This window comes from Massilia pseudoviolaceinigra (assembly GCF_030846505.1).
GTDB lineage: Bacteria > Pseudomonadota > Gammaproteobacteria > Burkholderiales > Burkholderiaceae_D > Telluria_A > Telluria_A violaceinigra.
The window spans coordinates 49,676-71,762 of the sequence record NZ_JAVCWL010000033.1 but is presented as its reverse complement, the minus strand read 5'-3'; the positions used below and the strand labels follow the sequence as shown (position 1 = coordinate 71,762).

At 63.5% G+C, this 22,087-nt stretch carries 22 protein-coding genes; 7 read left to right on the top strand and 15 right to left on the bottom strand.

Annotated features, from left to right (window positions below; translation table 11 throughout):
* Positions 1-102: 102 nt before the first annotated feature.
* From RBA40_RS26465 to RBA40_RS26455, 3 genes are all read left to right on the top strand, one after another.
* A complete protein-coding gene (locus tag RBA40_RS26465) occupies positions 103-1,608 on the top strand; it encodes a dipeptidase (RefSeq protein ID WP_306651241.1) in 1,506 nt (501 codons plus the stop codon).
* A 411-nt stretch (positions 1,609-2,019) separates the two neighbouring features.
* Positions 2,020-3,807, top strand: coding sequence for a glycoside hydrolase family 2 TIM barrel-domain containing protein (locus RBA40_RS26460; RefSeq protein WP_306651240.1), 1,788 nt, complete (start codon positions 2,020-2,022; stop codon positions 3,805-3,807).
* A gap of 94 nt (positions 3,808-3,901) precedes the next feature.
* Positions 3,902-6,556, top strand: coding sequence for an NAD(P)-binding protein (locus RBA40_RS26455; RefSeq protein ID WP_306651238.1), 2,655 nt, complete (start codon positions 3,902-3,904; stop codon positions 6,554-6,556).
* Positions 6,557-6,864: 308 nt separating this feature from the next.
* On the opposite strand, the gene RBA40_RS26450 is transcribed toward RBA40_RS26455, so the two are convergent.
* Entirely contained in the window at positions 6,865-7,152 is a 288-nt protein-coding gene (locus RBA40_RS26450; RefSeq protein WP_306651236.1) for a hypothetical protein, read from the bottom strand.
* On the opposite strand from RBA40_RS26450, the gene RBA40_RS26445 reads away from it, so the two are divergent.
* Entirely contained in the window at positions 7,151-7,600 is a 450-nt protein-coding gene (locus RBA40_RS26445; RefSeq protein ID WP_306651235.1) for a hypothetical protein, read from the top strand. The genes RBA40_RS26450 and RBA40_RS26445 overlap by 2 nt on opposite strands.
* A 385-nt stretch (positions 7,601-7,985) precedes the next feature.
* Here RBA40_RS26445 and RBA40_RS26440 read toward each other — a convergent pair whose 3' ends face one another.
* From RBA40_RS26440 to RBA40_RS26405, 8 genes are all read right to left on the bottom strand, one after another.
* Positions 7,986-8,432, bottom strand: coding sequence for a VanZ family protein (locus tag RBA40_RS26440; protein WP_306651233.1), 447 nt, complete (start codon positions 8,430-8,432; stop codon positions 7,986-7,988).
* Positions 8,433-8,466: 34 nt separating this feature from the next.
* Positions 8,467-8,793, bottom strand: coding sequence for a hypothetical protein (locus RBA40_RS26435; RefSeq protein ID WP_099874696.1), 327 nt, complete (start codon positions 8,791-8,793; stop codon positions 8,467-8,469).
* A gap of 565 nt (positions 8,794-9,358) precedes the next feature.
* On the bottom strand, positions 9,359-9,781 hold the full coding sequence (locus RBA40_RS26430; protein ID WP_306651231.1) for an organic hydroperoxide resistance protein: 423 nt from the start codon (positions 9,779-9,781) through the stop codon (positions 9,359-9,361).
* A gap of 131 nt (positions 9,782-9,912) precedes the next feature.
* Entirely contained in the window at positions 9,913-10,389 is a 477-nt protein-coding gene (locus RBA40_RS26425) for a MarR family winged helix-turn-helix transcriptional regulator (RefSeq protein ID WP_306628074.1), read from the bottom strand.
* Complete coding sequence (locus RBA40_RS26420; protein WP_306651229.1) at positions 10,386-11,150, bottom strand: SDR family NAD(P)-dependent oxidoreductase; 765 nt, start codon at positions 11,148-11,150, stop codon at positions 10,386-10,388. Before RBA40_RS26420 ends, RBA40_RS26425 begins: the two co-directional genes overlap by 4 nt.
* Positions 11,151-11,227: 77 nt before the next feature.
* Positions 11,228-11,755 carry a TPM domain-containing protein gene (locus tag RBA40_RS26415; RefSeq protein ID WP_306651228.1) on the bottom strand — a complete coding sequence of 176 codons (528 nt, stop codon included), beginning with the start codon at positions 11,753-11,755 and terminating at the stop codon, positions 11,228-11,230.
* Entirely contained in the window at positions 11,755-12,537 is a 783-nt protein-coding gene (locus RBA40_RS26410; protein WP_306651227.1) for a TPM domain-containing protein, read from the bottom strand. Before RBA40_RS26410 ends, RBA40_RS26415 begins: the two co-directional genes overlap by 1 nt.
* Positions 12,538-12,541: 4 nt before the next feature.
* Positions 12,542-13,153 carry a LemA family protein gene (locus tag RBA40_RS26405; RefSeq protein WP_099874702.1) on the bottom strand — a complete coding sequence of 204 codons (612 nt, stop codon included), beginning with the start codon at positions 13,151-13,153 and terminating at the stop codon, positions 12,542-12,544.
* 149 nt (positions 13,154-13,302) lie between these two features.
* Between RBA40_RS26405 and pyrF the strand changes: the two genes are divergently transcribed.
* The gene (pyrF, locus tag RBA40_RS26400; protein ID WP_306651225.1) at positions 13,303-14,121 is read left to right on the top strand and encodes an orotidine-5'-phosphate decarboxylase; all 819 of its coding nucleotides are present in this window, start codon (positions 13,303-13,305) and stop codon (positions 14,119-14,121) included.
* Between the two features lie 85 nt (positions 14,122-14,206).
* Here pyrF and sbcB read toward each other — a convergent pair whose 3' ends face one another.
* Positions 14,207-15,655: an exodeoxyribonuclease I gene (sbcB, locus tag RBA40_RS26395; RefSeq protein WP_306651224.1), complete on the bottom strand. Its 1,449-nt coding sequence runs from the start codon at positions 15,653-15,655 to the stop codon at positions 14,207-14,209.
* Between the two features lie 101 nt (positions 15,656-15,756).
* Complete coding sequence (locus RBA40_RS26390; protein WP_306651223.1) at positions 15,757-16,722, bottom strand: diguanylate cyclase; 966 nt, start codon at positions 16,720-16,722, stop codon at positions 15,757-15,759.
* A gap of 96 nt (positions 16,723-16,818) precedes the next feature.
* Here RBA40_RS26390 and RBA40_RS26385 point away from each other — a divergent pair, with 96 nt between their 5' ends.
* Positions 16,819-17,625: a helical backbone metal receptor gene (locus tag RBA40_RS26385; RefSeq protein ID WP_306651221.1), complete on the top strand. Its 807-nt coding sequence runs from the start codon at positions 16,819-16,821 to the stop codon at positions 17,623-17,625.
* Between the two features lie 96 nt (positions 17,626-17,721).
* Here the strand turns inward: RBA40_RS26385 and RBA40_RS26380 are convergent, their stop codons facing one another.
* The 3 genes from RBA40_RS26380 to RBA40_RS26370 all read right to left on the bottom strand — a co-directional run bounded on the left by RBA40_RS26380 (position 17,722) and on the right by RBA40_RS26370 (position 20,012).
* Positions 17,722-18,087: an HPF/RaiA family ribosome-associated protein gene (locus tag RBA40_RS26380; protein WP_306651219.1), complete on the bottom strand. Its 366-nt coding sequence runs from the start codon at positions 18,085-18,087 to the stop codon at positions 17,722-17,724.
* A gap of 162 nt (positions 18,088-18,249) precedes the next feature.
* Complete coding sequence (locus RBA40_RS26375; protein ID WP_306651218.1) at positions 18,250-18,738, bottom strand: GNAT family N-acetyltransferase; 489 nt, start codon at positions 18,736-18,738, stop codon at positions 18,250-18,252.
* A 2-nt stretch (positions 18,739-18,740) separates the two neighbouring features.
* Entirely contained in the window at positions 18,741-20,012 is a 1,272-nt protein-coding gene (locus RBA40_RS26370) for an MFS transporter (RefSeq protein WP_306651217.1), read from the bottom strand.
* 121 nt (positions 20,013-20,133) lie between these two features.
* Here RBA40_RS26370 and RBA40_RS26365 point away from each other — a divergent pair, with 121 nt between their 5' ends.
* Positions 20,134-20,745 (top strand): lysophospholipid acyltransferase family protein, encoded by a 612-nt coding sequence (locus RBA40_RS26365; RefSeq protein WP_306651215.1) that lies wholly within the window; start codon positions 20,134-20,136, stop codon positions 20,743-20,745.
* 203 nt (positions 20,746-20,948) lie between these two features.
* Here RBA40_RS26365 and RBA40_RS26360 read toward each other — a convergent pair whose 3' ends face one another.
* The gene (locus tag RBA40_RS26360) at positions 20,949-21,971 is read right to left on the bottom strand and encodes a CDP-6-deoxy-delta-3,4-glucoseen reductase (protein WP_306651213.1); all 1,023 of its coding nucleotides are present in this window, start codon (positions 21,969-21,971) and stop codon (positions 20,949-20,951) included.
* Between the last annotated feature and the right edge of the window lie 116 nt (positions 21,972-22,087).

The following is a 22,087-nucleotide window of genomic DNA, read 5'->3' as shown; positions in this document are numbered from 1 at the left end:
CTTGCGGCCCCGCGCTCGCCGCTGCGCGCCCCGCGCCTGCACCGGATGGCCGGCGGTGATAGACTTTGACGTTACGCAAACCCAACGTCCAGGATCGTCACCATGCGCCACTCGTTCGTCCTCGCCAGCCTGCTGTGCTGCCTGAGCACCGCTGCCGGCGCCGCTCCCCCGCCACCGGGGGATGCGGCCTTGCGCGCGGCCGCCCATGCGGCGGCAACCTATCGCACCGCGGTCATCGACAGCCTGGCGAAGATGGTCAGCTTCAATACGGTCGCCGACAAGACGGTGCCGTTCGAGCGCAATCCGCAGCATCTCGGTTTCAAAAGCTACCTCAGGAGCGAGGCGGAGCGGCTCGGCCTCGATTACACCGACCACGGCTATGTGATGGTCATCGGCCTGGGCAGCGGCAGCGAGCGGGTCGGCATCATCACGCACGGCGATATCCAGCCGGTCGATCCATCCAAGTGGAAAAAATCGCCTTTCGAGCTGGACAAGACGAGCGAGGCCGGACGCCTGATCGGGCGCGGCACCGAGGACGACAAGGGACCGATCGCCACCGCCCTGTACGCGATGAAGGCGATCAAGGATAGCAAAGTGGCGCTGTCGAAACGGTTGGAACTGTATGTGTACATGGCCGAGGAGTCCGACTGGGGGCCGCTGACCGAGTTTCTCAAGACGCACCAGCCGCCCCAGATGAACATCACGCTCGACGCCGAGTATCCGGTGGTGACGGCCGAGAAGGGCTACGGCACGATCGGCGTGACGGTGCCGGCGCAGGCACCGGCGCCGGCAGGCACGGCATCGCTCGTTGCCTTCGGCGGCGGCTTTTTCGGCAGCCAGATTCCCGAAGACGCCAGCGCCGCCATCGAGGACGCCACGGCGGAACTGGAAACGCGCATCCGCCAGCGCGCAAGCGCCCAGGGCGGCATGCGCTACACCTTCAGCCGCCAGGGCAAGCAACTGCTGGTCAAGGCGCAGGGCCTGTCGGCGCACTCGTCCAAGCCGGAAGATGGCGTCAATGCGATCAGCATGCTGGCCGACGCGCTCAATGTACAGCCGTGGCCGAACACCACGGCCGGCGCCATGGTCAATCTGCTCAACGACCTGATTGGGACCGGCATTTACGGTGAAAAGTTCGGCAAAATCGCTTACCGCGATAAATTCATGGGGCCGATGACGGTGGCGCCGACCGTCATCAAGCAGGGCGACGCCGGGATCTCGCTGCACGTGAACCTGCGCCGTCCGCAAGGCAAGAGCACCGAACAGCTGACCGGCGAAGTGAACGAGGCGCTGACCCAGTGGCAGGCGCGCCGCATCGCGCTGGCCGACGTGAAGGTCGAGATCACGGAACCATGGCTGCAGAAAAGCGCACCCCAGGTGCCGACCTTGCTGTCCGTGTTTTCCTATTACACCGGCATCAAGAATCCGCGCCCGATTTCCATCGGCGGCGGCACCAATTCGCGCCTGTTCCCGAACGCGGTCAGCTTCGGCCCGACCATGCCGGGGACGGTGTATTCGGGTCACTCCGAACATGAATTCATCACCGTCAAGCAACTGATACTGAACCTGCAGATGTACACGGCTGTCATGGTCGAACTGGCCAAATAGCGCCAACCAGCCACGCGGGCGGCGCGGCGCGTAGCGGGCCGCGCGCGCCCCATCCGCGTCTCCGCTTCGTTCACACACGTAAAAACGCCGATTTTTGATGTAGGCACCAGCCTACTTCGTGTAACCAGTTTCGACCTCCTCAAGTCCACGGCATCACTCCTCCCTCTCAGAAAAACCTTTGCGTTCAATATGATTGAACGCTACTGGTTACAAGCCATTTTCACTTAGAAATCTTGCCTTAGCTGGGCGTGAAAATGCGCAAAATGGGCGTGCTAGCATCCGTTCCCTGTCCGCGATAACGGCGCTGTTCGCGGCATGGAGTGGCGCGCCAGCTGCCCGACACGGCGCGTTGCGCAGCTTGGCGCCGCACCAGCGCCCAACGTCATTGCAAGCCCACGGCGAGGAGCACCAATGAGTCAATTCGAGTACCCGCGACCGCAGCTCGTGCGTGAGCACTGGATCAGCCTGAACGGGCCGTGGAAATTCATGTTCGACGATGAACGGCGCTGCCGCATGCCCGATGGCGCGACCGGGTGGACGCACCGGATCGAGGTGCCGTTCGCGCCGGAATCGCGCGCCAGCGGTATCGGCGACACGGGCTTTCACACGGTGTGCTGGTACGAACGCACGTTCCATCTGGCGCCGCACGCGGGACACACCCTTCTGCATTTCGGCGCGGTCGATTACCGCGCCCGGGTCTGGGTCAACCAGCACCTGGTGGCCGAGCACGAGGGCGGACACACGCCGTTTTCGGCCGACATCAGCGGCGTGCTCAGGGAGGAGGGCACGCAGCTCGTGACGCTGTGCGTCGAGGATGATCCGCACGACCTGGCCAAGCCGCGCGGCAAGCAGGACTGGCTGCTCGAAGCGCATTCGATCTGGTATCCGCGCACCACCGGCATCTGGCAGACGGTGTGGATCGAGCAGGTGGCGTCGACCTACATCCAGAGCCTGCGCTGGACGCCCATCTTCGAAACCTACGAAATCGGCTGCGAAATCTTTGCCACCGGCGACATCACGGAAGACCTGTTCGTCGAGGTCAAGATCTGGCACGGCGCCAATCTGCTGGCGGACGATCACTACAGGCTGCTCGGCAACGAGGCCAACCGCAAGATTGCCTTGTCCGACCCGGGCATCGACGACTCGCGCAACGAACTGCTGTGGAGTCCCGAGCGTCCCACCCTGCTCACTGCCGAGGTCAGCCTGCACCATCGGGGCAAGGTGCTCGACCTGGTGCATTCCTACACGGCGCTGCGCTCGGTGGCGATCAACCGCGACCGCTTCATGTTGAATGGCCGCGCCTATGCGCTGCGGCTGGTGCTCGACCAGGGCTACTGGCCCGAATCGCTGCTGACGGCGCCGTCGGACGCGGCGCTCAGGCGCGACGTGGAGCTGGCCAAGGCCATGGGTTTCAATGGCGTGCGCAAGCACCAGAAGATCGAAGATCCGCGCTATCTGTACTGGGCCGACCGGCTCGGCCTGCTCGTGTGGGAAGAAATTCCGTCGGCCTACCGCTTCAGCCCCAAGGCCATCACGCGCATGGTGCGCGAATGGACCGAGGCCATCGAACGCGACTACAGCCATCCCTGCATCATCGTCTGGGTCGCCTTCAACGAATCGTGGGGCGTGCCGAATCTGACCCTGACCCAGGCCCACCGCAACGCGGTCGAAGCCCTGTACCACCTGACACGCACGCTCGACGCAACGCGGCCGGTGATCGGCAACGATGGCTGGGAAGCGTCGGCCACCGACATCCTCGGCATCCATGACTACGACTGCAATCCCGACAGGCTGGCGGCGCGCTACACCACCAGCGAACCGACGCGCACCCTGTTCGACCAGCGCCGTCCGGGCGGACGCATCCTCACCCTGGACGGCTTTCCGCACCGGGGCCAGCCCATCGTGCTGACCGAATTCGGCGGTGTCGCCTTCGACCGGCACAACGGTAGCGCGCGCACCTGGGGCTACTCGCGCGCCCATACCGAAGACAGTTTTCTCGACCTGTACCGGCGCCTGCTGGCGGTGGTCAACACCACGACCATGTTCAGCGGCTTTTGCTACACCCAGTTCAGCGACACCTTCCAGGAAGCGAACGGCCTGCTGTGCGCCGACCGCACACCCAAGGTTCCGCTCGAACTGATCAGCGCGGCCACGCGCAACGACGATAAAAAGGAGGACTGCTACCCGGGAATTGCCTGACCAGCCGCTTACACCACCCGCGCGGACGGCGCCGCGGGTCAGCCTGACACATCACTTTTCCACCACACGCCCGCGATGGGCGAAAGGAGCCAGCATGTCTACAATCATCGTTTTTTGCCACCTGCGCTGGGATTTTGTTTATCAGCGGCCGCAGCAGTTGCTGTCGCGGCTGGCGCAACATTTCCGCATCCTCTTTATCGAAGAGCCCGTGCACGATGATGGCGACAGCTTCATGGAGAAATCGACTCCGGTTCCCAATGTGACCGTGTACCGGCCGCACACGCCGGTGCATGCGCCCGGTTTTCACGACGACCAGATCCGCCTGCTGCAACCGATGCTGGCCGGCCTGGTGGAACCCGGAGAGCAGCCCATCGTCTGGTTCTACACGCCGATGGCCCTGCCGCTGCTGCAGGAACTGCATGCGGCGCTGGTCGTGTACGATTGCATGGACGAGCTGGCGGCGTTCAAGAATCCGCCCCGCCAGCTGCTGCAGCGCGAAACGGCCCTGCTCAACCTGGCCGACCTGGTATTTGCCGGCGGGCCGAGCCTGTACCAGGCCAAACGCGAGCGCCACCCCAACGCCCACTGCTTTCCCAGCAGCGTCGAGGTGCGCCACTTCGCGCGCGCGCTCGAGCGCGACAGGAATCATCCGCTCCAGGCCGGCATTGCCTCGCCGCGCCTGGGCTTTTACGGGGTGATCGACGAGCGTTTCGACGCGCCGCTGATCGGTGCGCTGGCCGACGCCCATCCGGACTGGCAGCTGGTGATGGTGGGGCCGGTCATGAAAATCGACCCCGCCAGCCTGCCGCAGCGCCCCAACATTCACTATATTGGCCAGCAGCCTTACGAAGCACTGCCTGGCTTGCTGGCCGGCTGGGACGTGTGCCTGCTGCCGTTCGCCCTGAACGAGGCCACCCGTTTCATCAGCCCGACCAAGGTGCTCGAATACATGGCCGCCGAGCTGCCCATCGTCAGTACCGACATCGCCGACGTCGCCCGTCCGTACGGGCACGTGGTTGCGATCGCGCGCGATACGGACGGCTTCCTGGCAGCGTGCGAGGCGGCCATGGCGATGACGCCCGAGCGCCGTGCCGCCATGGGCGCCACCATGCGCACCATCGTGGCTGGCACGTCGTGGGATGTCACGGTGGACGCCATGCGCCGCCTGCTGGCGCAGACCAGGCCCGGCCGAAGCGCGGGACGGTTCAGCAACGCGGGCAGTGCTGGCAACGCAGGCATGGCCGCCAGTGCCGGCGCTGCCGCCGCGGGCAGCGGCGCCACGGTCAATCCGCTGCGCTCGCAGAGCGGCGCGCAGAGAGTGCAGACAGTCATCGTCGGCGCCGGCCCCACGGGATTGTCGGCCGCGTATCACCTGGGCGAGGGCGCTGTCCTGCTCGACAAGAACGCGAGCGTCGGCGGCTGGTGCCGTTCGATCCACGACCAGGGCTTCACGTTCGACCATGCCGGCCACATCATGTTCTCCAACGATCCCTATGTGCTGTCGCTCTACGAGACGCTGCTTGGCCCCAACCTGCACTGGCAAAACCGCGAAGCCTGGGTCTACAGCAAGCAGGTGTACACGCGCTATCCGTTCCAGGGCGCCCTGTACGGCTTGCCGCCCAAGGTCATCACCGAATGCATTATCGGGGCGGTGGAAGCGCGCTTCGGCAGCATCGATGGCGCGGCGGCGGCGCCACCATGCGCGGTCAAGCCGGTGGAAGACTGCTGCGCCGACGGCATTGTCGAGGTTGTGCACGGTACTGCCAGCATCACGCCGCGCAAGCGCGAGAGCCAGAATTTCGAGGAATTCATTTACAAAGTCTGGGGCCGCGGCATCGCGGAGCACTTCGCCATCCCTTACAACAAGAAGCTGTGGACCGTTCCGCTGAGCGAGATGGAAACGTCCTGGCTGGGGGGCAGGGTGCCGCTGCCCGACCTCGAAGAAATCATCGAGGGCGCGCTGGAACCGGTCGCCAAGCCGATGGGGCCGAATGCCCGCTTCGGCTATCCACTCTCCGGTGGCTTCCAGGCGCTGATGTCCGGCTTCCTGCCGCATATCAAGGGCCGGATCGACATGCTTGCCGAGGCGGCCCAGTTGCTGCCACGCGAACATGTGCTGGTGATGGCCGATGGCAGCCGTTACCGCTACGATCACCTGATCAGCACCATGCCCTTGCCCGAACTGATCAAACTGATCGGCAACGAGGCACCGCAAGACGTACGCGAAGCTGCCGCGGGCTTGCGTCATTTGTCGGTCCGCTGCGTCAACCTTGGCGTGGCGCGCGAAAATATCACCGACAAGCATTGGATCTACTACCCGGAAGACACGATTTTCCACCGTATTTTCGTCCAGGGAAACGCCAGTCCCCATTGCAACCCGCCCGGCGGATTCGGGCTGACCTGCGAGATTTCCTATTCCCCGTGGAAGCCGCTGCCGCTCGATGGCCAGGCGCTGATCGACCGCTGCATCGAAGACTGCATCAAGGTCACGATGCTCAGGCCGGATGACCGCATCATCACCGCCAATCTGGTCGACATGCCCTATGCGTATGTGGTCTACGACCACGCGCGCGCCGCCAACGTGGCGCGCGTCAAGGCGTGGCTGGCGCGCTACGACATCGTGCTGGCGGGGCGTTACAGCGAATGGGAGTACTACAACTCCGACCACGCGTTCATTGCTGGCAAGAAGGCAGCGGAGGCCGTGCTTCGGCAGCGTGCCGATGCGGCGCAAAATGTTGGGTCAGAGTGAGAGATTGCGCCAAGCCTGTGAATGAAACCTCCACAAGTCAAATTGGCGAACGTGTTGATCGAGACTATGCTTAGGATCTGATCGTGGCTTGCTTTCGCCCTTGCTTGTGGCGGTTATCGATGCACGGCAGGTGGCGTGTCCGAGTTCACATCCCGGCAGGCATGAGCAGGAACCAATTACGCCAGCCAACAGAGGCTCAAGTCGACCATGTCCATGCGGCTACTCTTGTCCACTATTGAGCACAAAAGCTAAGTGCGCGACAACGCCAGGCACTGTCACCTGGCCGGTCGCGCGTCGGTGAATAAGCGCTAACGTTCGATCGCGCCGCCCGACATACGCACGCGGTCGCCGGTCACGAAGGAGGGCGCCCATTCCTGTGTGATGACCTGGGTGGCACCGTCGTCCATCTTCAGTGTAATCCGGTAGACACGGTCGCCGGTCATTGTGCTGCCGCTGGTACCCGTGCTGCCAGCGCTGCCAGTGCCGCCAACGGCACCACCCGTACTGGCCGCCCCGCTGCCCTGACGCGGCACCACTTCGATTTTGCTTACGGTGCTGTTGGGCGTACCGGTTGGCGCGCTGGCTCCGCTTGCCATGCTGCCACCTGACTGGGCGCCGCCGCTGCTCGCAGCGGAACTTCCCATCCCCGTCGTCGGGCTGCCGGTTCCTGTGCCAGCCATGCTTCCGCTACCCCCACTGGTACTCGTGCTGCCGGTAGTCTGGCCACTGCCCGTGCCGCCCGTACCTGTGCCGGCACCGCTGCTCCCTGTCGTTCCGCTGCCCCCCGTAGAACCGCTGCTGCCCGTCCCTGTGGTGCCGGTACTGGTCCCCGTCGTTCCGCCGCTGTCCGTCGTGCTGCTCCCGCTCGATGGCATGCTGGCGGATGTGTCGCCACCAGTGCCGCTTGTGCCACTGGCTGTGTCGCCGCTCATGCCGGTGGAAGTGCAGGCCACCAGTCCGACAGCCAGCAAGCCCGCCAACAGCATGCTTTGTTCGATACGCTTCATGATCAACTCCTTTGGTTGGTTTTCCGTGGGTGCGTGACAATGCCGCGTGCCACTCTGGTAAGAGCAGGGAAACCGGCCGGCGTTCCCATGCATTCTCTTGCGTTTGACGCAGATCAAACAACCATTAGATAAGCTTCAATTTTGCGGAGGGGAAGGAATGAGCGCAAGCCATGCGCATGCGGAGTTTGATGCAGCGCAAAAACCCACCTGCTTGAGCGGGCCATAATTTTCTAATGCAATTTTTTTGAGAGCCTGCCATGCCTGCTTCATCACTCTCCGGCCTGATTGTCGACCTGGTCGCTTCGGTGGAAACGACCGTCATCAGCCTGCGTGAGCATCATCTGTCGGGCCAGGCGGTGCATCGCCTCGTGCGCGAGGCGAGTGCCGGGCAATTCGCCGATGCGCCGGCCGGCCCGCCGCGTTTAACGGGACCGTGCCGTCTGAGGCAGGAAGGCCCAGAGCAGGCCGGCCGTGATCAGCGCGGCGTTGCAATCGACCAACCAGTCGCCGATCGCGCCTGAGCGGTACGGCAGGAAGCTCTGCACCAGCTCGTCCAGCGCACCCATGACCATCACGCTCAGGACCGACTTGACCGCGCGTTCGCGCGCACTGCCCAAGCTGCCGGTGAACAAAAGAAATGTGATAACACCGTAGGCCAGCGAGTGCAGGACAATGCCTGATGCCACGGTGCCGATTTCGGCGCGTGCGCCCGGCAAGGAACCCATGATGAGAATGGCGGCGTAGATCGCCAATGCGGTGCCATAGCGCAACTTGCGCAGGCGTTCGTCGAGAACGAGAAGGGAAAGCAGTGCAGGCATGACAGAGGGTGTGGGGAAAACCATCACCTTACCATGCCGGCCGTCGGACATGCACGGCCAGCATGTTGCCTGCGTGGACGCTAAATCAGATCGTCAGCGCCGGCGCACCATTGCTGTAGCGGGCGTCGAAACAGCCCTGGCACTCGGCGCAAAACAGATGGGCAACACGCACGGCGCGCTGGCGCAAGACCAGCTTGAGATGCGTATGACTGCAATTGGGACAGGTTTCCCGAACCGTACCGAAGGTGATCAGTTCGACAGGGACATCGCCGGTGTCGAGGTGGTCGACAACAGCGCTGGGATTGAGTTCACTAAGGACGAGCTTGTCGTCGGGACTATGGCGCTGGCGGCGGCTGGCGTGTGCCTGTTGATAAAGTGGTTCTGATAATGCATCAAGGACATATTCACTCATTCTTATCGCTCCGCTTGGCTGGCCAATGGTTATGAAAAAAGCTCGAGGAACTTCACTATAGATGAATGGGCGGCAGCTTCAAGCCTTTACGTCATCTTTTTGCCAACCCTAGTCAAAGGAACGGGAAAAAGTGTTGCGCCAAAAAAAAGCCCGCTTGTGGGAGCGGGCTAAACCCAAGATCGGGCCAAGAGATCGTCAATTCGGAGTGGTGTGCCGCCCTCTGGGTCGGCACACCTGGCTGCCAGTCACGCATATCGGGTGCGTGTACAGCAGATGAAACTAGTATAGGGAGGCAATGTGACGCAGCTATGACAATGCGCAACAATTGCGTCGGCGCGATGAATAAAGAGAAGAATTCCGACAGGCAGCCCAGCCCGGGCGCATGGGCGCACGCCTCGCATGTCGTGCACGCAAAAAAAAAGCCCGCTGATGAAAGCGGGCTTCAAACTATTTTCTTGGAGGAAGATAGTGGAGACAGGTGCAATTATGCGGGTCCACGGATTATATGTCTAATTGACATTCCGGATACCGGACATGCGCCTCACTTATATCTCGATCCTTGCATTCAGACTTCCACGCTCAGGTCGACCTCAATGTTGCCGCGTGTTGCATTCGAGTACGGGCACACTTCATGCGCCTTGTTCACTGCGGCCTGGGCCATTGCCTGGTCCATGCCGGGCGTTTTCACGACCAGCTTGATGGTCAGGCCGAAGCCGCCCTTGTCGTTCGGGCCCACGCCGACCGATGCGTCGATGCTGGTGTCGGCCGGCACCGGGGTCTTGAGCGCGCCGCTGACCAGTTTCAAGGCCGACAGGAAACATGCAGCATAGCCGGCCGCGAACAGTTGTTCAGGATTGGTGCCGTCGCCGCCCGCGCCGCCCAGCGATTTCGGGGTCGACAGTTTAACGTCCAGGACGCTGTCATCGGAAACGGCGCGGCCATCGCGACCACCGGTTGCTGTTGCGTGTGCTGTGTAGAGAACTTGCATGGTGACTCCTTGGTTGGGTTGGGGCGGCAACGCTGTGCCGATGGAAGAACTATAGCTAACAATCTAATTGTGTGCAATCTATTTATCGAATTCTTTTTCGATCAAGAGCGGGGCGTGCCCCGCCGGTCAACTCAGTCGTGGTCTTCCATGGCCTTGAACAGGTCGTCGCGCACGCTCGACAGTTCGCTACGCATGCGTCCCAGCGCGGCCAGTTCCTGTCCGCTTGCGCACAGCACCTGTTCCGGAATCGCCTCGGCCTGGGCGCGCAGCGCCTGGCCCTGCTCGGTGAGCACGATGCGCACTTGGCGCTCGTCGTGCGGATCGCGGTTGCGCGAGAGCAGGCCATTGCCTTCCAGCCGCTTGAGCAGCGGCGTGAGCGTGCCGGAATCGAGAAACAGGCGCGCGCCGATATCCTTGACCAGGATCGCATCCTGCTCCCACAGCACCAGCATCACCAGGTATTGAGGGTAGGTCAGGCCGAGCCGGTCGAGCATCGGCTTGTAGGTCTTGGTCATCGCATGCGAGGCCGAATACAGCGCGAAGCAAAACTGGTTTTCCAGCGCCAGCATGTTGACCGAGGCCGGCAGCGTCTGTTTGGTTTGGCTCATTCCTTCACCGGGACCGTGTAGTTGAGGGCTAGGCGGCCACCGTCGACATACATGGTCTGGCCGGTCATATACGAAGCATCGTCGCTGGCCAGGAACACCACCACGGAGGCGATTTCGTCGGGCTCGCCGCAGCGTCCCAGCGGGGTGCGCGACAGGATCGTCTTGCGCGCTTCCGGGCTGCCCAGCACGGCTTTCTTGGCCAGTTCGGTCAGGATGGTGCCCGGGCCGATGCCGTTCACGCGGATGCCGTAGCCGGCCAAATTGAGCGCCATTACCTTGGTCAGTTGATTGATGCCGCCCTTGGACACCACATACGGCACCTGGTTGGCGATCGCCACTTCGGCATTAACGCTCGACATATTGATGATGCAGCCGTGCTGCTGGCTCACCATGTGGCGCGCCGCGGCCTGGCCGCACAGGAACATCGACTTCAGATTGATGCGCATGACGCGGTCGAAATCGTCTTCGGTGAGGTCGAGGAAGTCGGCGGCATGCGTCACGCCGGCATTGTTGACCAGCACATCGATGCGGCCGAAGGCGGCCACGGTAGCGGCGATCATGGCATCGACATCGGCTTTCTGGCTGACATCGGCAGCGAAGAAGCGGGCGTTCTCGCCGAGCGCTTCGGCGGCGGCGGCGCCGTCGGCTTTGATATCGACCAGCATCACGCGCGCGCCTTCTTTCACCAGGCGCTGGGCGCAGGCCAAGCCAATGCCTTGCGTGGCGCCGGTGACGATCGCTACTTTTTGCTCAAGTCTCATGTATTGCTTTCAATGTGGTGCGGGAATAGCGAATTTTAACCACACAGCGCCCCCGGCGTTCATTTTTTTGCACTGCATCACAGCACCACCGGGCGATCCGGCAATTCATTGGCGCGCGCCCCGTTGGCCGGAAAGTGCTGGCTGAGCAAAGTGTTGACTTGCTCTAATGCAGCGAGCGTGGCGGCGTGGAATTCACCGCGCGCAAAGCCCTGCGTCATTGTCGTGCACACCCGAGTCCAGACGATATTGTCGATCTTGCGCCCGACATTGCGGTCGGTCACGATTTCGACCTTGTGCTCGGCCAGATTCACGTAGATCAGCACGCCGCAATTGTCTTCGGTATCCCAGATGCCGTATTCTGCGAACAGGGCAATGGCGCGCTCGCGCATGCCCATCCCGGCCCACAAGGCATCGAACGGCAAGCTGTTTTCGACGATCAGGCGCAGCTCGCTGCGGTGGGTTTGCTCGCCAGCCGTGATGGCTTTGCCGATCGCGTCCAGCGTTTCCGGTGGAAACGCGCGCCGGCCTTTCGCCGCCGTGCTGCGCCAGTGGCGCCAGATGCGCGCAAGGCGTGCGCCCATCGATGGTGTAGGGGAGTGACTCATTACCAATCTCCCGAGGCGCCGCCGCCGTCAAAACTGCCGCCGCCGCCGGAAAACCCGCCGCCGGAAAAACCACCACCGCCACCGCCGCCGCCGAGTGCGCTACCAATGATGAAGCCGGTGGCGCCGCTGCTCCAGCCGCCCCGCCCAAGACGCGAACGGCGCGGGCGGAAAATGGAGAACAGGAGAAAGGCCCCGAACAGGATCAACGGGACCGTCATATTGTCTTCGTCCAACTCATTGGACTGTTGCTGCTGCGGCGGTGCAGGGAACTGTTCCGCGTTCAGCAAGGTCGCGATCGCGCCCACGCCGGCCACCAGGCCGTCATAAAACTGCTTTTGCTGGAAATGCGGTGCGATCACGTCTTGCAGGATGCGTTTCGATTGCGCATCGGTCAGCACGCCTTGCACTCCGCGCCCGGCTTCGATGCGCAGGCGCCGCAGTGCGGTCGGATTGTCGGGCGCCACCACCAGCAGCACGCCATCATCGACGCCCTTGCGCCCCAGCTTCCAGGCATCGCTGACGCGGATGCTGTACTGCTCGATCTGTTCCGGCGCCGTACTCTTGACCAGCAACACCGCGATCTGGCTGCCGGTCTTGCTTTCGTACTCGGTGAGCACGGTTTCCAGCTTGGCGCGCTGTTCCGCGCTCAGCATGCCGGCCTGGTCGGTGACATGGCTGCTCAGGGTCGGCACCGGCACCAATTGCGCGTGCACCGGGCCGCCCAAGCCAAGGCCGAGGCCGAGTGCCAGGACCAGCGTCGATAAAAATCGCAGCCAGCGCATCTGCTTACTTGCCAAAATTGACGGTCGGGGCGGTCGAAATCGCTTTTTCGTTCTCGACGGTGAACGATGGCTTGACTTCATAGCCGAACATCATCGCCGTCAGATTGGTCGGGAACTTGCGCACCTGAACGTTGTATTCCTGCACCGTGACGATGTAGCGCTGGCGCGCGACGGTGATGCGGTTCTCGGTGCCTTCGAGCTGCGACTGCAGGTCGCGGAAGCTGGCGTCGGCCTTCAGGTCCGGATATTTCTCCGCCACCACCATCAGGCGCGACAAGGCGCCCGATAGCTCGCCCTGCACCTGCTGGAATTTCTTGAACGCTTCCGGATTGTTCAGTACCTCGGGGGTGATCTGGAAACTGGTGGCGGCGGCGCGTGCGCGCGTGACCGACTCCAGCGTTTCCTTTTCGTGGTTGGCATAGCCCTTGACCGTGTTGACCAGATTTGGAATCAGATCGGCGCGGCGCTGGTACTGGTTGACGACTTCGCCCCAGGCGGCCTTGCTGGCCTCATCCTTGGTCTGGAACTCGTTGTAGCCGCAGCCGGACAGGAGCGTCCCTGTGAGTGCCAGGGTCAGCAGCACCCGTGCGCAGCGTGCGAATGCAGTGTTTGTCATGGTATTTCCGTCCGTAGCAAGTTGTCGAATGGTCAAAAATATACCCTAAATGCCAACACGATGACTTTTCAAACGTGCGTGGTGCCGGGCCGGGAGGGGCATGGGACGCGCTACAATGACGGGTTTGTAATCGACTACGAGGCTGTCCTGTGAACTTTATCAACAAGCTGTCCGCCGCCTGGACCACCAACAATTCCCTGCTGTGCGTGGGCCTCGACCCCGATCTCGCCCGTTTCCCGGCGCAACTGGCCACCGAGCCCGATGCGATTTTCCTGTTCTGCAAGGAGATCATCGATGCCACGGCGGATCTGGCGTGTTCGTTCAAGCCGCAGATCGCCTACTTTGCCGCGCTCGGCGCCGAAGGCCAGCTCGAGCGCATCTGCGCGTACGCGCGCCAGCATTATCCGCACATTCCCCTGATTCTCGACGCCAAGCGCGGCGACATCGGCGCCACCGCGCGCCAGTACGCGCGCGAAGCATTCGACCGCTACGGGGCCGATGCGGTGACGGTCAACCCGTACATGGGTTTCGATTCGGTCGAGCCGTACATGGAGTGGACCGACCGCGGCGCCATCGTGCTGTGCCGCACCTCGAATCCGGGCGGATCGGATCTGCAGTTCCTGATGGCCGACGGCAAGCCCTTGTACCAGCATGTGGCGCGCATGGTGGCCGACAAGTGGAACAGGAACGGGCAGTGCGCGCTGGTGGTGGGCGCGACCTTTCCGGAGGAACTGGCGCAGGTGCGCGCGATCGTGGGCGAGATGCCGCTGCTGGTGCCGGGTGTCGGCGCGCAGGGCGGGGATGTGGAAGCGACCGTGAAGTCCGGCCGCACGGCCAGCGGCGCCGGCATGATGATCAATTCCTCGCGCGCGATTTTGTATGCCACGCCGCAGGGGAGTGAGGATTTCGCCGTGGCGGCGCGCAGGGTGGCGCTGGAGACGCGTGACGCGATTAACTTGTATCGCTAGATCGTCGTTCCCGCCGAGTGCCGCCTTGGCGCGGGAACGACGGGTTAGTGTCCGGAACGACGAGATAGTAGCCGGAACGACCGGCTTAATACCTGCTCGGTGCAATCGCCTCCGCGTAATCGTACAAGGTCCCTAAAATCTCCTCCGCGCGCTCGTCGGCATCTTCCGACAGGGTATCGATCTCGGCAAACAACTGCTCGATCGTCCTCGCCCCGCCTTGCCCATCGAACAGCTTGGCGGCGCGGTGCTCTTCCCACTGCTGCGCTTCAGCTTCGCTCAGCAACGCCGGGAAATTGCGCGCGCGGTAGCGGAACACCAGTTCCACCAGCCGCTGATCCTCGAACGACGGCCGGGCCTTGGCCAGCTTCTCCGGCGTCTCGGCACGCAAGGACTCCAGCTTGCGCCGGTCGCCATTGCCGATGAACCCGCCATACAGATCCTCATCCACATCGACCGCTTCCTGCGCACCCGGCCGCTGATACACCTGCGCCCACAAGGCCCCCATATCCGGCCCCGCTGCCGCCACGGCCGCGAACGCGCGTCCCTGCTCGATATCGATGCCCCACTTTTCCGCCATCGCCGCGCTCAGGGTCTTGAGATTGCCCACCAGCATCGGCGACTTGTTCAGGTGGATGCTCTTGATCGGCAAGCGCGTCACGCCTTCCGGCAAATCGGCCGAGCGCGTGAACATGCGCAGGCGGATCGTTTCCGCATCGAGCCCGAACAGCTCGGCCGGGTCGTGGCTGCAATCCCACACCAGCACTTCATTCTTGTTGGTCGGATGGGTCGCCAGCGGCCACACCAGCCCGATGCAGCCGCGCTCGGTCGGGAACATGCCCGACACGTGCAGGAACGGCTGGCGCTGCGCCGCCGCCAGGTGCATGCCCATTTCCGACGCGACCTTATCCTTCTTGTGCAGCGCCAGGCAAAAGTCGAACAGCTTGGGCTGTTTGTCGCGGATCAGGCGCGCCAGCGCAATGGTGGCGCGCACGTCCGACAGCGCATCGTGCGCCGTCTCGTGCAGCAAGCCGTTGGCCTTGGCTAGGTGCTCCAGCTTGAAACTGGGCTTGCCATCCTCGCGCAGTGGCCATTCGATGCCTTCCGGACGCAGCGCGTACGTCATGCGCACCACGTCGAGCAAGTCCCAGCGCCCGCAATTGTGCTGCCACTCGCGCGCGTACGGATCGATCAGGTTGCGCCAGAACAGGAAGCGCGTGATTTCATCGTCGAAGCGAATCGTGTTGTAGCCGACCCCGATCGTGCCCGCCTGGCTGAAGGCCGCCTCGATGGTGGCCGCGAACTGATGCTCCGGCACGCCCAGTTCGAGGCATTGCTGCGGCGTGATGCCGGTGATCAGGCAGGACTGCGGGTCCGGCAGGAAATCCGGGGCCGGCTGGCAGTACAGCATGAGCGGCTCGCCGATTTCATTGAGGTTGGCATCGGTGCGGATCGCGGCGAACTGCGCAGGGCGGTCGCGGCGCGGCTGGGCGCCGAAGGTTTCGTAGTCGTGCCAGAGAAAGGTATGGGTGGTCATGGAACTTTGATCGATAAGTTGCAGCCCGGAGGAGAGACGCACGCCGGGTCGGACCCATATGGTACACAGATTGGCGCCGCGCGGGGACGCGGCGCGCTCGATCAGCGCGCGACGCGGTTGCGTCCGCCTTCCTTGGCGCGGTACATGGCCGCGTCTGCCGCCGCGATCAGCGCGCTGTCGTCCATGCCTTTTTCGAGCAAGGCCACCCCGAACGAGGCTGTGATGTGCGGCAGCGGAATGCGCATGTCGCGGAAAATCGGCGCCTCGCGCATGCGCGAGCACAGCCGCTCGGCCACCATCAGCGCCAGCGGTTCCGGGGTTTCGGGCAGGATCACCATCAATTCCTCGCCGCCGTAGCGCAGCGCGAAATCGGACGGGCGCAGCGCCGTGGAAATCACGTCGGCCGCCGCGCGCAGGGCGTCGTCGCCGGCCAGGTGGCCGTGGGTATCGTTGAAGCGCTTGAAATGATCGAGGTCGAGCATCACCAGCGCCAGCGGCGTGCCGGCGCGGTGCGCGGTGGCGATCAGCTTGGGCAGCATGTCGTTCATCCAGGCCCGGTTGTACATGCCGGTCAAGCCATCGTTCATCGACAGCTGGCGGTAGAATTCGCCCAGCTTCTGGCGCCGCCGCAGCAGCGCATTGGCGGCGCGGATGCGGAACGAGAGCAGGCGCAGCAGGTTGCGCGCCAGGCCGTTCGACTGGTCGATCAGCTTCCACACCAGTTCGCCTTCGATGAGCAGCAGCTCCGATTCTTCCAGCGCGCTGATCGAGGCCAGGTTGGCCGCTTCGTCCAGCACCGACTGCTCGCCCACGCTCTCGCCCGGCAAGATCTTGCTGACCGTGCCGTCGGCCATGCCGTTGCGGGTGTCGGCCTCGACCGCCAGAGCGCCGCGCAGCAGGATGTACAGGCGCGCACGGTTGCTGTCCTCGACCCTGGCCCCGGGCGCGAGCCGCACCACGGCGCAGCCGGCCAGCGCCTGCGCGATCTGCTCGTCGTCGATGTCGCGGAACAAATGCAAGTCCCGGATGGTGTAACTTGATGCAGCGAAGGTGCCGATCTGTTCCAAAATAGTCTCTCCGGTCAGGTGTGCGCCGCTATAACAATTGGCATTTGCATCATATCAGTGTTCCAATAGCGTCATTCGAATCGAACCATCCACGACATGCACTTCATCGACGCCCTTGGCACCCCACATCAGCCCGACCCGGCGGCACGCATCGTGTCGCTGGTGCCCTCGATTACCGAATTGCTGTGCGAGCTCGGCCTGGCCCGGCAAGTGGTCGGGCGCACCGGATTTTGCATCCATCCGGCCGCCGAGGTCGCCGCCATTGCCAAGATCGGCGGCACCAAGGACGTCAACCTGGAAAAAATCCGCAAGCTCGCGCCCACCCATCTGGTGGTCAATATCGACGAGAACGAAAAGCCGACCGTCGAAGCGCTGGCCGAATTTGTGCCGAACATCGTCGTCACCCATCCGGTGGCGCCGCGCGACAACCTGGCGCTGGCACGGCTGATGGGCGGGATTTTTTGCGCCGACGCCAAGGCCGCGGCCTGGTGCGCCGCCTTCGAGGAAGAATACGCGGCGCTGCAGGCGCTGCCCAAGGGGCGGCCGGCGACCGTGCTGTACTGCATCTGGCAAGACCCGTGGATGAGCGTCTCGGCGGACACCTACATCGCCCGCATGATGGCCGAGATCGGCTGGAGCGTGCCGCAGCTGGACGACGCGTCGCCTGGCGCGACGCGCTACCCACGCTTCAACTGGTCCGATGAACTGGTGGCGCGCATCGACGGCGTGCTGCTGTCGACCGAACCCTACCGCTTCACGGACGTCCACGCGGACGCGCTGGAAAAACAGATCGGCAAGCCGGTGCATGTGATCGATGGTGAAATGATGTCGTGGTACGGCAGCCGTTCGCTGGCCGGTTTGCGCTACTTGCGCGCATTGGCACAGTCGGCGTCGATGTTCTGATCGTGCGCCAGCAAGACAGGCTGGCTGCCTTGCTGGAGTTGCCTCAGGCCAGCCTGCCGCAGGGGCAGGCGCTGGCCTTGGCGTAGTACCCGGCAATTACTCGTTGACTTCGTCCGGCTCGGGCACCAGTTTCGGCGTCGCGTGCAGCTGCTTGTCGTGCAGACGGCCCAGGGCGCTTTCGATAGCGCGCTTGAGTTTGTCCGCTGCACCGGTGATGGCCTGGTGCAGGTGCACCGAGTGGTCGCTCACGGCGATCGGCTGGTAGCCGGTCACGCGCGCTTCGAGCAGGCAGCGGTTGCCGCCGTCGGAGGATTTCTGGCTGTTATCGTCGCTGAGGTGGACTTCAACACGGGTAATGTGTTCGCTAAAACGCTGAACGGCGGCGGAGACCACGGATTGCACATGATCGTCGAGGCCCTGATGACGTTCGATCGTTTTATCGGTATTGATGTTGATTTGCATAAGCTCACTCCCGGCTGTTCATAAAGGTACTGGCACAACCCCGGTCTTATTGCGTGTGCGGCCTGCGCGCGTTGCTGCGCAGCGCCCGGGTTGGCACAACGTTAAGCACACGGCTTCATATTACACCTTTGTTTGATATTGCTCAGTGCAAATGAAATCGGGTCATGCCGCCTGCCAGCGCAGGGCGTCGGCGTGGGTGTCGGCGCGCTCGATCGCGAAGCCCAGTCCCAGGTACAGGCGGCGTGCCCGCGGGTTGCCGCGGTGGACGGACAAGGTCAGCGGCAGATGACGCTCGGCCGCGAACTGCTGCAGTGCGCGCAGCACGGCGCTGCCGGTACCGCGCCCGCGTGCCTGCGGCAGCAGGGCGATATCGACCAGGCGCAGCGCATCGCGGCTTTGGTCGACCACGATGCGCGCCACCGGCGCGCCGGCCTCCTGCAAGATCAGATGGACGGCATCCGGAAAGCGCACGCGGTAATCGGCCGCCTGCAGGCGCTGCTGCATCGCGATCAGCGACGCCGCCAGGGCCGGGTCGGCGCGCCCGCTGCCGAGCAGGTCCTGGCGCGTGGACGCGTACAGGCGCGCCAGGAAGGGCGCGTCGTCCTCCACCGGGGTTCGCGCACCGAATGCGCGCAGATGGATCGCCAGCACGCTCACGCGCCGGCCTTGCCATCGCGCAGTGCCGTCTCTTCCTTTTCGTGATGAGGAAAGCGGTCCATGCGCGAGAGCACCGGAAACTTGAAGATCCAGATCGCCGTGACCGCCAGCGTGGCGGCACCGCCGAACAGGATGGCGCGCGTCAGCCCGAACCAGCCGGCGGTCAGGCCCGACTCGAATTCGCCGAGCTCGTTGGAGGCGCCGATGAACACCGCATTGACCGCGCTCACGCGGCCGCGGATTTCATCGGGCGTTTCGAACTGCACCAGCAGATGGCGCACGTACACGCTGACCATGTCGCCGGCGCCGAGCAGGAACAGGGCGCCGAGCGCGACCGGGAAACTGGCGCTCCAGCCCAGCACCAGGGTGGCCGTGCCGAACACGGCCACGCCGCCGAACATCCACGCGCCGACGCGGCGGCGGATCGGATAAAACGCCAGCGCAACCGAGCACAGCGCGGCGCCGACGCCGGGCGCGGTGCGCAGGAAACCCAGTCCCACCGCATCGACCTGCAGCACATCGTGCGCGTAGGCCGGCAGCAGCGCCGTGGCGCCGCCGAACAGCACCGCGAACAGATCGAGCGAAATGGCGCCCAGCATGATCGGGCGCGACCACACGAAGCGCAAGCCTTCCAGCACCGTGTGCCAGGTGGCCGGCTCCTTGTTGACGATCTGGGGCGCGCTGTGCGTCATCGACATCAGGATCACCGACAGCACCAGCAGCGTGGCGGCCGCCAGATACACCGTCGTCGGCCCCGCGATGTACAGCAAGCCGCCGAGCACGGGACCGGCGATCACGGCCACGTGAAACGCCGACGAACTCAGTGCCACCGCCTGGCTGAAACTTTCATCGGGCACCATATTGCGCAGCACCGCCTGGGTGGCCGGCATCATGAATGCGCGCGCGCTGCCGAACAGCACCAGGATGGCAAACACCGGCCACACCACCGACACCCCGCTTGCCGTAAAGGCGAGCAACATCAGGCCGCACAGCAACTGCGTGAGCAGGCACAGGATAATGATCCGGCGCCGGTCGTAGCGGTCGGCCGTATGGCCTGCGAGCAAAATCAACACCAGGAAAGGCGCGAACTGGGCCAGGCCGATCAGGCCGAGGTCGAACAGGCTGCCCGTCATCCGATACACCTGCCAGCCGATGGCCACGCTTTGCATCTGTACCGCCAGGGTTCCCAGCACGCGCGCGCCGAGGTAAAACGAGAAATTACGGTGGCGCAAAACACTGAAACCGTTGGACGGCGACATCACAGACATAGGAACTTTCGGGACTGGCTACGCGGGTAGGGTAAAATGATTCTTTCTGGAATCTGCATGGTATTGTGCACGATGTTTCCCGACCCTGCTGGCTGTGCCGCTTCCTTGCCGTTATCGTTTTATGCAGAACACCATATTTGAAACACCTGTCGTCAACACCTTGATGAGAGGATTCTCGCTCCTGACGCTGCGGCTGATGGGGTGGCGTACCGATGGGCTGACGCCGGAGCAGATTGCCGGCTATTCCAAGTACGTGCTCATTGCCGCGCCACACACGAGCAACTGGGATTTCCCGATCACGTTGATGGTGTGTTTCGCCTTGCGTTTGCGGGTGTACTGGATGGCCAAGTCGAGCCTGTTTACCTGGCCGATCGGCTGGCTGTCGCGCTGGCTGGGCGGCATCCCGATCGACCGCAGCGCCTCCAACAACACGGTGCAGAACACGATCGACGCGTTTGCCAAGCGCGAGCGGCTGGCGGTGATTGTCGCGCCGGAAGGAACGCGTGGTAAGGTCACGCACTGGAAGACGGGTTTTTACCACATTGCGCACGGCGCCAACGTCCCGATCGCGCTCGCCTTCCTCGACTTCAAGCGCAAGACGGGCGGCATTGGCTGCATGTTCCACACCACCGGCGACATCACGGTCGACATGGTTGAAATCCAGCGTTTCTACAGCGGCGTGACCGGCAAAAACAGCGACCAGTTCGACGCTTCCGCAGTCAAGCGCAAATAGTTGCCTAACCGGGGTCTGACCCCGATTAGGCAACGGTCAGCGTTTGGCGGCGGCGAGGATGACCCCGGCCACCTGCTTCGACTGCCATAGCATCGGTACGTGGCCCGCTTGCACCGTGGCCGTCACGGCGTTGATTTTCCTGGCCAGCGCTTGCCGCAGACCAGGAGGACGAGGGGGCGGCCAAAGCGGTTCTTCGGTGCGAATCAGGCCAGGTCGGCTTCGCTGGTGAAGGCGTCGGCGTAGAACTCCTCGGCCGGCAAATGGCATTGCTCGACATACTCGCGCCGCGCAGCCTCGACTACCACCGGAGCGCCGCAGGCATACACCTGATGGCCGGACAGGTCGGGCAGGTCGTGCATCACCGCGGCGTGCACGTAGCCGGTACGCCCGGTCCAGTGGTCTTCCGGAAAGGCGTGCGACACCACCGGCACGTAGCGGAAGTCGGGCAGGGTGGCAGCCCATTGTTCGCACAGCGCATTCATGTACAGGTCGCCCGGGCGGCGTCCGCCCCAGTACAGGCTGACTGGACGGGTGGAACCGAGGTGGATCAGGTGCTCGACCAGCGCCTTGACCGGGGCAAACCCCGTGCCCGAGGCCAGCAGCACGATCGGCTTGTCGGAATCTTCGCGCAGGTAAAACGTGCCGAACGGACCTTCGAAGCGGAGGATGTCGCGCTCCTTCATGGTATTGAACACCTGCTCGGTAAACAGCCCGCCCGCCATGTAGCGGATGTGCAAGGTCAGCGGGCCGGCCAGGCTGGGCGCGCTGGCCATGCTGTAGCTGCGCCGCTTGCCGTCGCGCAGCATGAATTCGATGTATTGCCCGGCGCGGTAAGCCAGTGCTTCATTGGCCGGCAGCTGCAAGGTGATGATGGCCACGTCCGGCGCGACTTTCTCGATGCTGGCCACGCGCGATGGCATCTTGCGCACCGGATAATCGGTGCTGCCGCCCACTTCGCGTGCTTCGATGATCAGGTCGGCCGAGGTGGTGGCACAGCAGAACAGCGAGAAGCCGGCGGCTTTTTCTTCCTCGCTCAGGGCGCGCTGCTGGTGCGCCTTGTGCGCGACCGTGCCGGAGACAACCTTGCCCTTGCAGGAACCGCAGGCGCCGTTCTTGCAGCCGTAGGGCAGGCCGATGCCGGCGCGGATCGCCGCCGCCAGCACGGTTTCGTCCGCTTCGCAGGCAAACTGGTGGCCGCTCGGCTGGACAGTAATCTGAAACGTCATAGTGTCATCGTCATCCATTGGAACTACATGATCGGTGTTGATCGCGCCGGTACTGTCGCGAGGAACGGGTTGCTGGTATTTTACATGCTCCGGTGCGCTCGCCGGGTGCGGCAGGG

What these genes read in the sequence shown, in the direction of transcription:
- RBA40_RS26465 (WP_306651241.1), top strand. Translation starts at nt 103, where the DNA reads ATGCGCCACTCGTTCGTCCTCGCCAGCCTGCTGTGCTGCCTGAGCACC.
- RBA40_RS26460 (WP_306651240.1), top strand. Translation starts at nt 2,020, where the DNA reads ATGAGTCAATTCGAGTACCCGCGACCGCAGCTCGTGCGTGAGCACTGG.
- RBA40_RS26455 (WP_306651238.1), top strand. Translation starts at nt 3,902, where the DNA reads ATGTCTACAATCATCGTTTTTTGCCACCTGCGCTGGGATTTTGTTTAT.
- RBA40_RS26445 (WP_306651235.1), top strand. Translation starts at nt 7,151, where the DNA reads ATGCTGCCACCTGACTGGGCGCCGCCGCTGCTCGCAGCGGAACTTCCC.
- RBA40_RS26450 (WP_306651236.1), bottom strand. Translation starts at nt 7,152, where the DNA reads ATGGCAAGCGGAGCCAGCGCGCCAACCGGTACGCCCAACAGCACCGTA.
- RBA40_RS26440 (WP_306651233.1), bottom strand. Translation starts at nt 8,432, where the DNA reads ATGTCCGACGGCCGGCATGGTAAGGTGATGGTTTTCCCCACACCCTCT.
- RBA40_RS26435 (WP_099874696.1), bottom strand. Translation starts at nt 8,793, where the DNA reads ATGAGTGAATATGTCCTTGATGCATTATCAGAACCACTTTATCAACAG.
- RBA40_RS26430 (WP_306651231.1), bottom strand. Translation starts at nt 9,781, where the DNA reads ATGCAAGTTCTCTACACAGCACACGCAACAGCAACCGGTGGTCGCGAT.
- RBA40_RS26425 (WP_306628074.1), bottom strand. Translation starts at nt 10,389, where the DNA reads ATGAGCCAAACCAAACAGACGCTGCCGGCCTCGGTCAACATGCTGGCG.
- RBA40_RS26420 (WP_306651229.1), bottom strand. Translation starts at nt 11,150, where the DNA reads ATGAGACTTGAGCAAAAAGTAGCGATCGTCACCGGCGCCACGCAAGGC.
- RBA40_RS26415 (WP_306651228.1), bottom strand. Translation starts at nt 11,755, where the DNA reads ATGAGTCACTCCCCTACACCATCGATGGGCGCACGCCTTGCGCGCATC.
- RBA40_RS26410 (WP_306651227.1), bottom strand. Translation starts at nt 12,537, where the DNA reads ATGCGCTGGCTGCGATTTTTATCGACGCTGGTCCTGGCACTCGGCCTC.
- RBA40_RS26405 (WP_099874702.1), bottom strand. Translation starts at nt 13,153, where the DNA reads ATGACAAACACTGCATTCGCACGCTGCGCACGGGTGCTGCTGACCCTG.
- sbcB (WP_306651224.1), bottom strand. Translation starts at nt 15,655, where the DNA reads ATGACCACCCATACCTTTCTCTGGCACGACTACGAAACCTTCGGCGCC.
- RBA40_RS26385 (WP_306651221.1), top strand. Translation starts at nt 16,819, where the DNA reads ATGCACTTCATCGACGCCCTTGGCACCCCACATCAGCCCGACCCGGCG.
- RBA40_RS26380 (WP_306651219.1), bottom strand. Translation starts at nt 18,087, where the DNA reads ATGCAAATCAACATCAATACCGATAAAACGATCGAACGTCATCAGGGC.
- RBA40_RS26370 (WP_306651217.1), bottom strand. Translation starts at nt 20,012, where the DNA reads ATGTCTGTGATGTCGCCGTCCAACGGTTTCAGTGTTTTGCGCCACCGT.
- RBA40_RS26365 (WP_306651215.1), top strand. Translation starts at nt 20,134, where the DNA reads ATGCAGAACACCATATTTGAAACACCTGTCGTCAACACCTTGATGAGA.
- RBA40_RS26360 (WP_306651213.1), bottom strand. Translation starts at nt 21,971, where the DNA reads ATGACGTTTCAGATTACTGTCCAGCCGAGCGGCCACCAGTTTGCCTGC.